Source organism: Tsuneonella aeria (assembly GCF_009827495.1).
Classification (GTDB): domain Bacteria; phylum Pseudomonadota; class Alphaproteobacteria; order Sphingomonadales; family Sphingomonadaceae; genus Tsuneonella; species Tsuneonella aeria.
The window spans coordinates 1,986,319-2,000,063 of record NZ_WTZA01000001.1 but is presented as its reverse complement, the minus strand read 5'-3'; the positions used below and the strand labels follow the sequence as shown (position 1 = coordinate 2,000,063).

The window sequence follows — 13,745 nt, the reverse complement described above, 5'->3', positions numbered from 1 at the left end:
GCCCGCGATTTTGGCAAGCGCTGGGCAATGGAAAGCGCGGATGTCGTAATCGTCGGGGCCGGGCACGGCGGATCGCAGGCGGCCATCGCGCTGCGGCAGCAGGGATTCGAAGGTTCGATCCTGGTGATCGGCCGCGATCCCGAACCGCCGTACGAGCGGCCGCCCCTGTCCAAGGAATACCTGGCCCGCGAAAAGCCGTTCGAACGCATCCTGATCCGCCCCGTTTCCTTCTGGGAGGAACGGGGAATCGCGCTGCGGCTGGGCGTGGCCGTGACGGCGGTGGACAGCGCGTCCCGCACGGTGAAGCTGACCGACGGTTCCGAAGTCGGCTATGGCAAGCTCATCTGGGCGGCCGGGGGCGATGCCCGCCGCCTCTCGTGCGGCGGGGCCGACCTCTCCGGTGTCCATGCGGTGCGTGACCGGGCGGATGTGGAACGCATCATGGCGGAACTCGATGGCGGGGCCCGGCGCATCGTGGTGGTGGGCGGCGGCTACATCGGCCTCGAAGCCGCGGCCGTCCTGACCAAGATGGGCTGTTCGGTCACGCTGCTCGAAGCGCTGCCCCGCGTGCTGGCGCGCGTGGCGGGCGAGGATCTGAGCGCGTTCTACCAGGACTATCACCGATCAAAGGGCGTGGACCTGCGGCTCGACGCCAAGGTCGATCGGCTCGAGGGCGAGAACGGCTGGGTGCGGCGCGTCCTGCTCGCCGATGGCACCGACATCGCGTGCGACATGGTGGTGGTGGGCATCGGCATCGTTCCGGCGGCCGGTCCCCTGATCGCCGCCGGTGCGGCGGGCGCCAACGGCGTGGACGTGGACGAATACTGCCGCACCATCCTCGACGATGTCTATGCAATCGGGGATTGCGCGGCCCATGCGAACCGCTGGGCGAACAATGCGGTGATACGGCTCGAATCCGTGCAGAACGCCAACGACATGGCAACCACCGTTGCCCGGCACATCTGCGGGACGGAAGAACCCTACCGCGCGTTTCCGTGGTTCTGGTCGAATCAGTACGATCTCAGGCTGCAGACCGCCGGCCTTTCCATGGGCCATGACCAGACGGTGCTGCGCGGCGATCCGGAAACTGCGAAATTTTCCGTCATCTACCTGCGCGAAGGCAAGATGATCGCGATCGATTGCGTGAACGCCACCAAGGATTACGTGCAGGGGCGCAAGCTGATCGAAGCCGGGGCGGCGATCGCCCCGGCCCTGCTCGCCGATAGCGAAGTCCCGCTCAAGGACATGCTCTAGCCAGCGCATCGGCAGCCCAGGTGGCGGCTTCCGCCACGACAGGATCGGCATCCCCGCGCAGTCGCTGCACCGCGTCCCGCAGGGACGAGTCCCCCGCATTGCCCGCGGCGATCAGGCAGTTGCGCACGAAGCGGTTGCGCCCGATGCGCTTGATCGGGCTGCCGGAGAACAGCCGGCGAAAGCCTGCGTCGTCGAGCGCGAGGAGCTCGTCCAGCCGGGGCGCCGCCAGTTCCGCGCGCGGCAGGAATGCCCGATTCGTCGCGGCAGCCTCGGCAAAACGATTCCACGGGCACACCGCCAGGCAATCGTCGCATCCATAGATGCGGTTGCCGATGGCGGCGCGGAACTCGTGCGGGATGGGCCCGGCATGCTCGATCGTCAGGTAGGAAATGCACCGCCGCGCATCGAGGCGATAAGGCGCGGGGAACGCGTTCGTCGGGCAGGCATCCTGGCATCGCCGGCAGGACCCGCACCGGTCGGGATGCGGTTCATCGGGCACGAAGTCGATCGTGGTGTAGATCGCCCCCAGGAACAGCCACGATCCGTGCGCCCGGCTGACGAGGTTCGTGTGCTTGCCCTGCCAGCCGATGCCGGCGGCCTCGCCAAGCGGTTTTTCCATCACCGGCGCGGTATCGACGAACACCTTGACCTCGGCCCCCGGTTCCTCGGCGACGAGCCAGCGCGCCAGCCGCTTCAGCGCCTTCTTCACCGTGTCATGGTAATCGCGCCCCTGGGCATAGACCGAGATCCGCCCCCGGTCGTGCCGGGATTGCAGCGCCAGGGGATCGGCGCCCGGGGCGTAGCTCACGCCCAACGCGATGACGCTGCGCGCGGCGGGCCACAGCCCCTCGGGCGCAGCACGCTCCGCCACCCGCGTGGCCATCCATTCCATCGAACCGTGCGCGCCGGCCTCGAGCCACTGGCCCAGGCGTTCGGCCCGCGCAGGGTCCGATACGGCCGGCGCTATGCCGATGGCGGCGAAGCCTTCGGCCTGCGCCTGCGCGACCAGGCGATCGCGCAAGGTGGTGCTTGCACCATCGTTAACCACTCTGGGGTTGCTCCCGTTCATGCCGCAGGGTTAACGCCCGGATCCATGCAGGCTTCGCTAGGCGCTTCGACCATTCCCGGCAACACGGGCGAACCGGTGGCGGCGCTGACGCCGGGTTCACTGGTACAGGGATCACAGGCGCAGGGCCCGCTGGCGATCGAGGCGATCGGCCTCGTCAAGCGGTTCGACGGCGTGACGGCGGTGAGCGGCGTCGACCTCGCCGTCCCGGAAGGGGCGATCTACGGGGTGCTGGGCCCCAATGGCGCGGGCAAGACCACGACCCTGCGCATGCTGCTGGGCATCATCGATCCCGATGCCGGCGTGCGCCGCGTGTTCGGTCACGAGCGGCCGCACGATATCGCGCGCCTGATCGGTTACCTGCCGGAAGAACGCGGCCTCTACCCTTCGATGAAGGCGGACGAGGCGATCGCGTTCCTGGGCGCGCTGCGCGGCGTGCCGCTGGCCGAAGGGCGCCGGCGCGGGCGGGAACTGCTGGAGGAGCACGGGCTGGGCCACGCGGCCGACCTCACCATCCGCCAGCTTTCCAAGGGCATGGCGCAGACCGTGCAGCTGCTGGGAACGCTGGTTCACCGCCCGCGCCTGGTCGTGCTGGACGAGCCGTTCAGCGGTCTCGACGCGCTGAACCAGGGCAAGCTGGAACGGATGATTCGCGCGCTTGCGGCGGAGGGGACCACGGTGATCTTCTCCACGCACGTCATCGCCCATGCGGAACGCCTGTGCGAAGGCGTGGCGATCATCGCGGGCGGCAAAGTGCCTTACGCCGGCAGCGTCGACACAGCGCGCGACCGCATTCCCGCGCAAGTGCGGCTGGAAACGAAGGCCACAACCGGGGCCTGGCGCGCCGCCCTGCCCGCCGACGCCCGGCGTGAAGGCGACATCTGGCATTTCTCCCTGCCCGACACGGGCATCGAACCCTTGCTCCGCGCGCTGATCGAAGGGGAGGCGGGCATCTTGTCGCTGTCGATCGAGCGGGCCGGCCTGCACGATGCCTTCGTCCATATCGCTGGCGAGGCGGCCGCGCGCGCGCTCGAGGAAGCACCCGGGCAGGAGCCGGCACGATGACCGAACGGGCCAAGTCGCGCCTTTCTCTGGTGCAGTCGGCATATGTGGTCGCACGCCGCGATTTCCGGGCGATCCTGTTTTCCAAGGCTTTCCTGTTCTTCCTCCTGGGGCCAGTGATCTTCGGCGTCATCACCCTGGGCGCCGCATCGGTCGGACAGAAGGCGGCCGAAAACCGCGATCCGCCCGTGCTGGCCGTGGCTATGGCCGGGGCGGATACGTCCGCCGTGCTTGAAGCGCGGCAGCGGCTCGACCCGCTGATCGGCCTTCCCGAAATGGTGGCCGTCGATCCGGCGAGCGATCCGGCGACGTACCTTGACGACAGCGCCCGCAACATAGGCGCCCTGTTGACCGGGTCGCTCTCCCGTCCGCGCCTGATCGGCACGCAGGAGCGGATCGAGCGGTGGACGGGCGAGGTGGCGCTGGTGGCGGGCGCAGCGCGGGGCGCGGGTGCCAGCTACCCCGATGTCACGCTCGAACCCACGGCGACCAGCGGGGCAAGCCGCAAGAGCGCCCGCGCCGGCACGGCCACCGCGGCGCTGACGCTGTTGTTCCTGCTCACCATGCTTCTTGCAGGCATGGTCATGTCCAATCTGGTGGAGGAAAAGGCCAACAAGATCATCGAGGTGCTGGCCGCCGCGATCCCGATGGACGCCGTGTTCCTGGGGAAGCTGTTCGCCATGCTGGGCGTCAGCTTCGTCGGCATCGCGGTGTGGGGCGGGCTGGGCGGAGCGCTCGTCGCCACGGGCGCGGCCACGCTGCAGGACCTGCCGACCCCGGCAGTGGGATGGCCGCTGTTCGCCGCCATGTTCCTCGTCTATTTCGCGATGGCCTATCTCCTGATCGGATCGGTTTTCCTGACGATCGGAGCGATGGCGCCCACCGTGCGCGATGTGCAGACCTTGTCGATGCCGGCCACGATCCTGCAACTCGCGGTGTTCTTCCTCGCGACTTATTCGACCACGGACATCGGCTCCCCCATCGAACTCGGCGCGATCGCCTTCCCCTTCAGCTCGCCGTACGCGATGATTTCCCGCGCGGCGCAGGAAGCGGCGCTGTGGCCGCACGCCCTGGCGATTGCATGGCAGGCCTTGTGGGTGGTCGTCTTCGTCCGCCTCGGCGCGCGGCTGTTCAAGCGGCGGGTGATGAAATCGGGCGGGCAAGGCGGCGCCGACAAGCGCCCCTGGTGGCGGCCGCGGGCGCGCGCCGCCTGAACCGGCGCGAAATCGGTCGCAATCTGCAACGCACTATTGACACTGCGGTAAGCAAGGGCAGGATATCCGCCTACGAGAGGTGACCGCCGGAGTCGCCCCGACAGGAGAGATGCCGATGGCGACCCAGCCGCTCGAAGCCCCCGCGACCTGGCGGACCGAACCGCGCGCGACCGACGCGCTGGAGGCCGCCCTAGACGCCAATCCGCAGATCCTGCCGCACCATTCCGAACCCTGGGACGTCAGCCGCTCGGACATCTATGTGGAGGATCGCTGGCAGCCGATCTTCGCGGCGATGCGGGCGGCGGGCGATCTCAACAAGGTTCAAGACAGTCCGTTCGGACCCCACTGGAACGTCGTCTCGCACCGGGCGATCCAGCACATCGAGGCCCTGCCCGAGCTCTATTCATCCGAAGGCGGGATCACCATCATCCAGCCGATGAGCGACGAAAAGCTCGCCGAACTGGGCCGCGAACGGTTCGAGCTGCCGATGTTCATCGCGATGGATCGGCCCAAGCACACCGGGCAGCGGCGGACCGTGGCACCCAAGTTCACACCCAGCGCCATCACCGAGATGGAGGCGGAAATCCGCCAGCGGACCGGCGAGTTGCTCGATTCCCTGCCCCGCCGCGAAGTGTTCGACTGGGTCGACACCGTGTCGATCGAACTGACCACCGGCATGCTAGCGATCCTGTTCGATTTCCCGTGGAAGGACCGCCGCCTGCTGACCTTCTGGTCCGACTGGGCGGGCGACACCGAAATCGCGCTGGTCCGCGATCTCGATATCCAGCGGCAGGATATCCTGCGCGAAATGGGCGCCTACTTCATGCAGTTGTGGATGGAGCGGGCGAACAAGGAACCGACGCCCGATCTCATCTCGATGATGATTCATTCGCCGGCCATGAACCAGATGAGCCCGCAGGAATTCATGGGCAACCTGGTGCTGCTGATCGTCGGCGGCAACGACACGACGCGCAACACGATGAGCGGCATCGTCCACGCGTTCGACAAGTTCCCGGACCAGCGCAAGCTGTTCGAAGAACAGCCGGAACTGATCCCCAACGCCGTGCAGGAATGCCTGCGTTATCAGACGCCGCTTGCACACATGCGCCGCACCGCCACCGCCGACAGCGAATTGTTCGGCCAGACGGTAAAGGCGGGCGAAAGCCTGATCCTTTGGTACATTTCGGCCAACCGCGACGACAACGTGTTCGACAATCCCGACACGCTCGACATCACGCGCGAGAACGCACGACGACATCTGTCCTTCGGCTACGGCATTCACCGCTGTGTCGGCGCCCGTCTGGCCGAGCTGCAATTGCGGGTGCTGCTGGAAGAGATGCACAAACGCCGGATGCGCGTGCACGTGGCCGGCGACGTGGAGCGGGTGCGGGCGAACTTCGTCCACGGTTTCCGGAAGATGGAAGTGGAAATAACGGAGTTCTGATCCGCTGGGCGGCCACTAAGGCGCGCAATGCTTGCCGTCCAGTCGTGTGTAACCTGGCCGGTCGCCGAGCTCTTGCTGGCGGCGTGCGACGGCTCCGCGGAGATGGCGAGGTCTTGGCGGAAAGGAACGCACGGATGCCCGGCTGAAAGCGGGTATCAACCCCGGCGCGGCATTATCCTGCGCCCCGCCGAACCGGAGCGCTCCATCAGCGCGACCCCAAAAAAAGAAAAGGCGACGAGGCCAAAGCCCCGCCGCCCGATCTTCAATCGCTGTTGCCGCTATTAGCGAACGCGCCCACGCTGGACCAGGTTGGCGATCGCCAGCAGCACGATGGCGCCGACGATGGCAACGAGGAACCCCGGGAGGTTGAACGTCTGGATGGTGGTGTCGAGGCCGAACAGCGGCCCGGCCAGCAGATTGCCGATGATGGCGCCGATGATGCCGACGATAATGTTCATGACGATACCCATCGACGCATCACGCGCCATGACCATGCTGGCAAGCCAGCCTGCAACACCGCCGACAATGATAGCGATAATCCAACCCATAACGGCATACCTCCTGTTTTTGCGCCCATCTTATGCGCACCGTATGCCGCCCTAAACGGCGCTACGGGCAAGGCGTTCCCCGGTTGCGATGAACCGGAGATGGAGGTGTATCCCAGATCGCAGGAAAGTTGAAGCGATCGTCCTGCCGGTCAGTACTTGAGCTGGCGTTCGTAGAGGTCGCGATAGTGCTGGATGCGCGTCACACGCAATCCCTGCATGCCTGACCGGTCGACCGCACGCTGCCACGAAGCGAATTCTTCCAGCGTCAGGCTGTACCGCTCCAGCACTTCATCGATCGTCAGCAGACCGCCATTCACCGCCGCCACGACTTCGGCCTTGCGCCGCACGACCCAGCGCTTGGTTTCTGGCGGCGGCAGGTCGGCAATGCCGAGCGGTTCGCCAAGCGGCCCGATGACCTGTGCCGGCCGGATTTTCTGGTTTTCGATCATTGCACGTCCCGCTCGACCCTGTCTGCCCCGCCGGCGACCGGCATGGCGGCTGGCCATTCCGGTGACGATAGGGCCGCGAAGTTAACAGGCCGTTGGCACCCATCGCGATGGTCCGCATGCGTCGCGATCCCGGCAGCGGCGCCCGGCGCGAAACTGCCGCCTGCCGCACACGGGCGGGCGAATAGCGCGCGCATGTCGCGCTGGGCCGAGAGCCGGGCGACCAGTTCGTGCCAGTCGAGTGCACGAAGCGCGCCTGCCTCCGGTTCATGGCAGCCAGAGGCCGCCGCCACGGAATTGATGATGGGTCTTTCGAACATGGCGGCAACCATATCCACGCAATCGGTCAAGAACCGGTAAAGCGCCGATTTACGTTCGCTTAGGATTGCGCCCCGAGCAGCCCCGAGAGCTGGCTCCACACCGCTGGCCCTCGCCGCCCGCCCCGTGTATGGGCGGCGCGCCGTGCATTGTGCCCTCACCCCCACCGTACCATCCGATGCCGCCGCTGGCGGGGCGATCGACGCTGCCTTCGCAGGCGCGTGCTTCGATCTGCCTCGTGCTGCTGCCGACTGCCGGATCGTCGTGGCAATGTCGGGCGGGGTCGATTCATCGGTTGTCGCGGCGCTCGCCGCCGCCAGCGGGGCGGAGGTGATCGGCGTCACTCTGCAGCTTTACGACTATGGCGCGGCCACCGGACGCAAGGGCGCGTGCTGCGCGGGCGACGACATTCGGGATGCGCGCCATGTTGCCGATACGCTGGGCATCGCACACTACGTTTTCGATCACGAGAGCGCCTTTCGCGAAGACGTGGTCGAACGTTTCGCCGACGATTACCTCGCGGGCCGCACGCCGGTGCCGTGCATTCGCTGCAACATGGGGCCGAAATTCACCGACCTGCTGCGCATGGCGCGGGAACTCGGCGCCGATTGCCTCGCCACGGGACATTATGTCCGCCGAATCATGTCGCCGGCCGGGCCGGAGCTGCATCGCGCCGTCGATCCGGCCCGCGACCAGTCCTATTTCCTCTACGGCACGACCGAGGAGCAGCTCGATTTCCTGCGCTTTCCGCTCGGTGGGATGGAGAAGCCCGAAGTGCGCCGGCTTGCCGCGCTGGCCGACTTGCGGAATGCCGCCAAGCCGGACAGCCAGGACATCTGCTTCGTGCCCGACAGCAACTATGCCGGTATCGTGCAGAAGCTGCGCCCCGAAGGCGCGCGGCCCGGCGCGATCGTCCATGCCACCACCGGCGAAACGCTGGGGCAGCACAAGGGGGTGATCCACTTCACGGTGGGCCAGCGGCGCGGGCTCGAGATCGGCGGGCAGGCCGAACCGCTCTATGTCGTGGGTATCGACGCGGCCGCAGCGCAGGTTCGCGTCGGCCCCAAGGCCATGCTGGCGGTGGGTGCTGCGCGCCTGGCCGAAACCAACCGCATCGGCCCGCTGCCGGATGCGCAGCTGACCGCCAAGGTCCGCAGCCTGGCGAAACCGGTTCCCGTCTCGCTCGACGGCCCGCTCGGCGGCGGCGCCCACACCACCATCCGCTTCCTCACGCCCGAATTCGGCGTTGCGCCCGGCCAGGCAGCGGTGATCTATGCCGGCGACCGGGTGGTCGGCGGGGGCTGGATCGACGCGACGGAGCCCGCCTTTCAGGCTTCCCAGGGATCCAGCACGCAGCCATAGCCGGGCTTCATCCGGGCGGTGTCGCTTACCAGCAGCATGCGCGCGGTGACTCTTTCACCCGGCACATCTTCCGACAGGGTGACGAGTTCCATCCCGCCGACCTTGTCCTTGGCGCAATCTTCCAGGCTGCGGCCCGCAACGAAGCGGCAGGAACAGGCGACGCGCGCGGCATAGGCGGCGCCGGTGTGTCCGTACCCCATGGCGGCGGAGCCGAACGCTACCCATAGCGCCGCCAGAACGACGGCGGTTGCGCCCAGCCACAGCAGCGGCCGGCCGCGGCGCCGGCGCGCCCCCCTGTTCGCGGTTGCCAAGATGGAAACTCCCATGCGATTGCCAGCGCCCCGATGCGCTTCCCCACGCCCCTTATCGCCGTGCTGGCGCTGCTGCCAGCCCTTGCCGCCTGTTCCTCCGAGCCCGACGCGCCACCGCCGCTCAGCCCCGCGGCCCTTGCGGCCGTGAAGGCCGATCCCGGCGCGCCGACAGAGCAGCTCGCCCGGGCGATCGACGACCTGTTCGAGAAAGAAGGGCTCGGCGAAACGCGCGCGCTGGTGGTGATGCAGGGCGGGCGGATCGTCGCGGAACGCTATGGCGAGGGATACGGGCCCGATACGCGCTTCGTCAGCTGGTCGATGGCAAAGACGGTGACGGCGGCGATGATCGGGCTGCTGGTGGCGGATGGCCGGCTGCACCTGGACGAACCGCCGCCGATCCCGCGCTGGCGACGCCCCGGCGATCCGCGCGGCGAGATCACGCTGCGCCACTTGCTGCAGATGCGCAGCGGATTGCGCCACACCGAATCGGGCGACCCGCCGTACGAATCGAGCGAGGTGCGGATGCTGTTCCTCGACGGGCGCGACGACATGGCTGCCTTCGCCGAGAGCCAGCCGCTGGAAGCCGAACCCGGCGCGAAGTTCGAATATTCCAGCAATACCACCGTGATCCTTTCGGACATCGCCGCACGGGTGCTGACGCGCGATCCGGCGCCCGACGCGCGGCGCACGGCAGTGGCCGATTACCTGCAGGATCGCCTGTTCCGGCCGCTCGGCATGACGTCGATCGTGCCCGAGTTCGACCGGGCGGGTACCCTCATCGGCGGGAGCCTGATGCACGGGACGGCGCGCGACTGGGCGCGGTTCGGCGATTTCCTGCGCAACAAGGGCTCCTACCGCGGAACCCAGGTCGTCCCGCGGCGATGGATCGAATTCATGGTCTCTCCCAGCCCTCGCCGGGGGAACTACGGCGGGCAGACCTGGCTGAACCGCGATCCGCCCGAGGGCGAAGACGCCCTGTTCGCCGCACGCGGGCCGAAGACCATGTTCGCGATGATCGGGCACATGGGCCAATATGTGCTGGTGGCGCCCGATCGCCGGCTGGTCGTCGTCCGCCTCGGCCATTCCGATGCGGCCGAGCGCCCACCGATGCTGCAGGAACTGGCCGACGTGGTGGACCTCTATCCCGGCAGGTAGAACGCCCCTTCTACCACCGTGACGCACGGCCCGCCGAGCCAGACCTGCTCGCCATCCAGCGTGCATTCCAGCCGGCCGCCCCGCGCGGAAGCCTGGAACGCGGTAAAGCTCTGGCGGCCAAGCCGCGCCGCCCAGAACGGCGTCAGCGCGGCGTGAGCCGATCCGGTCACCGAATCCTCGTCCACGCCGCCCCCGGGCACGAATACCCGGCTGACGATATCCGTATCCGTTCCCGGTGCGGTGCAGATGAACTGGTCGTCGCCCAGGGCGCCAAGACCCCGGATGTCTGGCGCCAGCGCGCGCACCGCCTCCTCGCTATCGTAGAGGTAGATTCCATAGCCCGCGGGGTTGCGCCACACGTCGATCGGTGCCGCGCCAAGCAGGGCGACGGCTTCGGGCCAGGGGGCTGGCTCGGTCGGGATCGCCGGCAGGGCAAGCGCATATCCAACGCCGCTGCGCCGCACCTCCAGCACGCCTGCCCTGCGCGTGCGGAAGGTTACGCGCTCGCCGCCGTCCCGCCCCAGCAGGACGTGGCCGCTCGCCAGGGTTGCGTGGCCGCAAAGGCGAATCTCGCTCGTCGGGGTGAACCAGCGCAGTTCCCAGTCGGCGGCGCCTGTCGCGTCGGGAACGACGAACGCAGTCTCCGCAAAGTTGTTCTCCGCGGCGATCGCCTGCAACACGTCGTCGGGCAGCCATGCATCGAGCGGCATGACGGCCGCCTGGTTTCCGGCAAAGGGCCGGTCGGCGAAGGCATCGACGTGCCAGTAGGGCAGTTTCACGCGCGTATCTCCGGTGCGGCGGCGGGCAGCAGCTCTTCCGCGGCGGGCCCTTCCTCGTTGCGCAAGCCTTCGGGATCGGGGTGGATCAGAACCTCGACGCCGGGGAAGGCGGCCTCGATCCGATCCTCCAGTTCGTCCATCACGCGGTGCGCCTCGGCGATGGTCATCCGGGGATCGAACGCCGCGTGGAACTGGACGAAATCGTGCATGCCCGACGTCCGCGTGCGTAAATCGTGCACGCCGCGAAGCTCCGGGTGGTCGGCCAACGCGGCGACAAACGCCGCGCGTTTCTCGTCCGGCCATTCCTTGTCCATCAGGTGGTCGATCGCTTCCGAGGACGCGCGCCATGCGCTCCAGGCGAGCCAGCCCGCGATGGCGAGGCCGAAGGCCGGGTCGGCGCCGGCCACCCCCAGCACGCGGTCCATCACCAGCGCGGCAATGACCGAGAGGTTGAGCAGAAGGTCCGACTTGTAGTGCATATTGTCGGTCCTGATCGCCAGGCTGCCGGTCTTGCGGATGACGTGCCGCTGCCAGCTCAGCAGGGCCAGCGTGGCCGCAATCGCCACCAGCGACGCGGCGATGCCTTCATTCGCGGACGCAATCCGCTCCCCGTTCAGCCATTGCCCCGCGGCGCGCACCGCAAGGCCCGCGGCCGACAAGGCGATGAGGACGACCTGGAACATGGCCGAAAGCGCCTCCGCCTTGCCGTGCCCGAAGCGGTGGTCGCGATCGGCGGGTTGCGCGGCGATCCACACGCCCACCAGGGTCGCGATGCTGGCCACAAGGTCGAGCCCGGTGTCCGCCAGGCTGCCGAGCATCGCGGTGGAGCCCGTCTTCAAGACCGCCCACATTTTCGTGACGACGAGGAACAGGGCCATCGCGATCGAGGCATATGCCGCACTGCGGGTCAGCCGTGCGCGCTGTTCGGGATCGGGCGCGCTCACGGATAGAGCAGCGCGCTATCCCAGCCGCCGTCCGCCTGGCGCACGAAGCGGCGCCGGTCGTGGAGGCGGGCCGGGCGGTCGAGCCAGAACTCGATCGCCTGGGGGTTCAGCGTGAAGCCGGTCCAGTGTGCCGGCCGGGGTACCTCGCCCCCCGCCTGCCATTCGCGCTCGATCTCGGCGACACGGGCGATATACGTCGCGCGGTCGGGCAAGGGGCGGGACTGGTCGCTTGCCGCCGATCCCACCTGGCTGACGAAGGCACGGGAGTGGAAATAGGCGTCGGCCTCCTCCGGCGAAACTTCGGTCAGGCGCCCCTCGATGCGGATCTGACGGCGCAGGCTTTTCCAGTGGAACAGGAGCGCGGCCTGAGGATTGGCGCGGATTTCCCCGCCCTTGCGGCTCTGCGCGTTGGTGTAGAACGTAAATCCGTCCGGCCCCACGCCCTTCAGCAGGACCATGCGGACCGACGGCGTGCCGTCGGGCGTGGCGGTGGCAAGCGCCATGGCGTCCGCATCGTTCGGCTCGCTCGCCCGCGCTTCGGCAAACCACGCGGCGAACAGGCCCATGGGATCGCGGTCGGGCAGTTCGGAACGGCTGTCGTTCATCGCCCGGCTGCCCCGCGTGGACCGGCTGGATCGAAGTCCTCGAGATCGTGAACGGACAGCGCGGCGCGGCGCTTTGCCATGCCGGCGGTCGGGCAGGCGGGGCCCGTTGGACGGGCGCAATTCAGGCTAGGGAGGAAGGCGATCATGCCGGGTCCCTACTCCCCGGCTCGACGCGAGGAAAGCCTGCCTGCTTGCGCGGGGTCACTGCCTCACCTAGCTAACACGCCATGGCCGATCCCTATGTAACCCTTGGCGTCGCGCGCAGCGCGAGCGAGAAGGATATCAAGAGCGCTTATCGCAAGCTGGCGAAGGAGCTGCACCCCGACCGCAACAAGGACAATCCCAAGGCGTCGGAACGGTTTTCCGAAGTGACCCGGGCGTACGACCTGCTGTCCGATCCGGCGAAGCGCGCCCAGTTCGATCGCGGCGAGATCGACGCCGATGGCAACCCCGCTAACCCCTTTGCCGGCGGCGGCTTCGGCGGGGGAGGTTTCAACGGCGGCTTCGGCGGCGGCGGGGGCGGTTTCCGGCCGGAGGACCTGCGCGGCATGGGCGGCGCCGACGGGGTCGATATCAGCGACCTGTTCGAAGGACTGTTCGGCGGCGGCGGCGCCCCGCGCGGCGCACAAGGCGGCCCGTTCGGACAGGGCGCCCGCGGCGGCTTCGGCGGCCAGCGGCGCCCGCCCCCGCCGCGCAAGGGCGCCGACGTCGCCTATCGCCTGCGCGTGCCCTTCGTCGACGCGGCGCGCCTGGCGGACCAGCGCATCACGCTGGCCGATGGCAAGACGATCGACCTGAAGCTGCCCGCCGGGCTGGAGGACGGCACGCAGATGCGCCTCAAGGGCAAGGGGGAGCCGGGACCTGGGGGAGCGGGCGACGGCATCGTGACGATCAGCGTCGACCAGCACGCCTTCTTCCGCCGCGACGGCGACAATGTGCGGATCGACCTGCCGATCACGCTGTCCGAGGCGGTTGCCGGCGGCAAGATAAAGGTGCCGACAGTCGACGGGCCGGTCATGCTGACGATCAAGCCCGGCACTTCGGGCGGCACGACGATGCGGCTGGGCGGCAAGGGTTTCACGAAAAAGGACCGCACGCGCGGCGACCAGCTCGTCACGCTGGAGATTGCCCTCCCGGCCGACGTGGCGGAACTCGCAAAGCGGCTCGACGGTTGGAACGACACGGCAAATCCGCGTGCCCGGTTCGGGGTCTGAGCCGGCGCCGCCACGGGCCTGCA

At 68.2% G+C, this 13,745-nt stretch carries 15 protein-coding genes; 7 read left to right on the top strand and 8 right to left on the bottom strand.

The window, feature by feature from the left end:
* Positions 1-27 precede the first annotated feature (27 nt).
* Positions 28-1,254 (top strand): NAD(P)/FAD-dependent oxidoreductase, encoded by a 1,227-nt coding sequence (locus GRI40_RS09845; protein ID WP_160611154.1) that lies wholly within the window; start codon positions 28-30, stop codon positions 1,252-1,254.
* On the opposite strand, the gene queG is transcribed toward GRI40_RS09845, so the two are convergent.
* The gene (gene queG, locus GRI40_RS09840) at positions 1,238-2,323 is read right to left on the bottom strand and encodes a tRNA epoxyqueuosine(34) reductase QueG (RefSeq protein WP_160611153.1); all 1,086 of its coding nucleotides are present in this window, start codon (positions 2,321-2,323) and stop codon (positions 1,238-1,240) included. The genes GRI40_RS09845 and queG overlap by 17 nt on opposite strands.
* A gap of 24 nt (positions 2,324-2,347) precedes the next feature.
* Between queG and GRI40_RS09835 the strand changes: the two genes are divergently transcribed.
* The 3 genes from GRI40_RS09835 (at position 2,348) to GRI40_RS09825 (ending at position 6,040) form a co-directional block, all read left to right on the top strand.
* Entirely contained in the window at positions 2,348-3,385 is a 1,038-nt protein-coding gene (locus GRI40_RS09835; RefSeq protein ID WP_160611152.1) for an ABC transporter ATP-binding protein, read from the top strand.
* A complete protein-coding gene (locus GRI40_RS09830) occupies positions 3,382-4,596 on the top strand; it encodes an ABC transporter permease (protein WP_160611151.1) in 1,215 nt (404 codons plus the stop codon). Before GRI40_RS09835 ends, GRI40_RS09830 begins: the two co-directional genes overlap by 4 nt.
* A 115-nt stretch (positions 4,597-4,711) precedes the next feature.
* The gene (locus tag GRI40_RS09825) at positions 4,712-6,040 is read left to right on the top strand and encodes a cytochrome P450 (protein WP_160611150.1); all 1,329 of its coding nucleotides are present in this window, start codon (positions 4,712-4,714) and stop codon (positions 6,038-6,040) included.
* A gap of 281 nt (positions 6,041-6,321) precedes the next feature.
* Here the strand turns inward: GRI40_RS09825 and GRI40_RS09820 are convergent, their stop codons facing one another.
* The 3 genes from GRI40_RS09820 to GRI40_RS09810 all read right to left on the bottom strand — a co-directional run bounded on the left by GRI40_RS09820 (position 6,322) and on the right by GRI40_RS09810 (position 7,354).
* Positions 6,322-6,588 carry a GlsB/YeaQ/YmgE family stress response membrane protein gene (locus GRI40_RS09820; protein ID WP_160611149.1) on the bottom strand — a complete coding sequence of 89 codons (267 nt, stop codon included), beginning with the start codon at positions 6,586-6,588 and terminating at the stop codon, positions 6,322-6,324.
* 149 nt (positions 6,589-6,737) lie between these two features.
* Positions 6,738-7,037, bottom strand: a complete 300-nt coding sequence (sciP, locus tag GRI40_RS09815) for a CtrA inhibitor SciP (RefSeq protein WP_160611148.1) — start codon at positions 7,035-7,037, stop codon at positions 6,738-6,740.
* Positions 7,034-7,354: a hypothetical protein gene (locus GRI40_RS09810; protein ID WP_160611147.1), complete on the bottom strand. Its 321-nt coding sequence runs from the start codon at positions 7,352-7,354 to the stop codon at positions 7,034-7,036. Before GRI40_RS09810 ends, sciP begins: the two co-directional genes overlap by 4 nt.
* A 196-nt stretch (positions 7,355-7,550) precedes the next feature.
* On the opposite strand from GRI40_RS09810, the gene mnmA reads away from it, so the two are divergent.
* Entirely contained in the window at positions 7,551-8,714 is a 1,164-nt protein-coding gene (gene mnmA, locus GRI40_RS09805) for a tRNA 2-thiouridine(34) synthase MnmA (protein ID WP_337190549.1), read from the top strand.
* Here the strand turns inward: mnmA and GRI40_RS09800 are convergent.
* Positions 8,681-9,025, bottom strand: coding sequence for a hypothetical protein (locus GRI40_RS09800; protein WP_237489035.1), 345 nt, complete (start codon positions 9,023-9,025; stop codon positions 8,681-8,683). The two genes, mnmA and GRI40_RS09800, sit on opposite strands and share 34 nt — an antisense overlap.
* Positions 9,026-9,058: 33 nt before the next feature.
* Between GRI40_RS09800 and GRI40_RS09795 the strand changes: the two genes are divergently transcribed.
* Positions 9,059-10,180: a serine hydrolase domain-containing protein gene (locus GRI40_RS09795; RefSeq protein ID WP_160611145.1), complete on the top strand. Its 1,122-nt coding sequence runs from the start codon at positions 9,059-9,061 to the stop codon at positions 10,178-10,180.
* On the opposite strand, the gene GRI40_RS09790 is transcribed toward GRI40_RS09795, so the two are convergent.
* From GRI40_RS09790 to pdxH, 3 genes are all read right to left on the bottom strand, one after another.
* Positions 10,165-10,959 carry a PhzF family phenazine biosynthesis isomerase gene (locus GRI40_RS09790; protein ID WP_160611144.1) on the bottom strand — a complete coding sequence of 265 codons (795 nt, stop codon included), beginning with the start codon at positions 10,957-10,959 and terminating at the stop codon, positions 10,165-10,167. The genes GRI40_RS09795 and GRI40_RS09790 overlap by 16 nt on opposite strands.
* The gene (locus GRI40_RS09785; protein WP_202390309.1) at positions 10,956-11,837 is read right to left on the bottom strand and encodes a cation diffusion facilitator family transporter; all 882 of its coding nucleotides are present in this window, start codon (positions 11,835-11,837) and stop codon (positions 10,956-10,958) included. Before GRI40_RS09785 ends, GRI40_RS09790 begins: the two co-directional genes overlap by 4 nt.
* A gap of 62 nt (positions 11,838-11,899) precedes the next feature.
* On the bottom strand, positions 11,900-12,508 hold the full coding sequence (gene pdxH, locus GRI40_RS09780; protein WP_160611142.1) for a pyridoxamine 5'-phosphate oxidase: 609 nt from the start codon (positions 12,506-12,508) through the stop codon (positions 11,900-11,902).
* Between the two features lie 227 nt (positions 12,509-12,735).
* On the opposite strand from pdxH, the gene GRI40_RS09775 reads away from it, so the two are divergent.
* On the top strand, positions 12,736-13,722 hold the full coding sequence (locus tag GRI40_RS09775; RefSeq protein WP_160611141.1) for a DnaJ C-terminal domain-containing protein: 987 nt from the start codon (positions 12,736-12,738) through the stop codon (positions 13,720-13,722).
* Positions 13,723-13,745: the final 23 nt, after the last annotated feature.

Coding starts and splice junctions, on each gene's coding strand:
- GRI40_RS09820 (WP_160611149.1), bottom strand. CDS start 6,588: ATGGGTTGGATTATCGCTATCATTGTCGGCGGTGTTGCAGGCTGGCTT.
- pdxH (WP_160611142.1), bottom strand. CDS start 12,508: ATGAACGACAGCCGTTCCGAACTGCCCGACCGCGATCCCATGGGCCTG.
- queG (WP_160611153.1), bottom strand. CDS start 2,323: ATGAACGGGAGCAACCCCAGAGTGGTTAACGATGGTGCAAGCACCACC.
- GRI40_RS09795 (WP_160611145.1), top strand. CDS start 9,059: ATGCGCTTCCCCACGCCCCTTATCGCCGTGCTGGCGCTGCTGCCAGCC.
- GRI40_RS09825 (WP_160611150.1), top strand. CDS start 4,712: ATGGCGACCCAGCCGCTCGAAGCCCCCGCGACCTGGCGGACCGAACCG.
- GRI40_RS09845 (WP_160611154.1), top strand. CDS start 28: ATGGAAAGCGCGGATGTCGTAATCGTCGGGGCCGGGCACGGCGGATCG.
- GRI40_RS09830 (WP_160611151.1), top strand. CDS start 3,382: ATGACCGAACGGGCCAAGTCGCGCCTTTCTCTGGTGCAGTCGGCATAT.
- GRI40_RS09810 (WP_160611147.1), bottom strand. CDS start 7,354: ATGTTCGAAAGACCCATCATCAATTCCGTGGCGGCGGCCTCTGGCTGC.
- GRI40_RS09785 (WP_202390309.1), bottom strand. CDS start 11,837: ATGGCCCTGTTCCTCGTCGTCACGAAAATGTGGGCGGTCTTGAAGACG.
- sciP (WP_160611148.1), bottom strand. CDS start 7,037: ATGATCGAAAACCAGAAAATCCGGCCGGCACAGGTCATCGGGCCGCTT.
- GRI40_RS09775 (WP_160611141.1), top strand. CDS start 12,736: ATGGCCGATCCCTATGTAACCCTTGGCGTCGCGCGCAGCGCGAGCGAG.
- GRI40_RS09835 (WP_160611152.1), top strand. CDS start 2,348: ATGCAGGCTTCGCTAGGCGCTTCGACCATTCCCGGCAACACGGGCGAA.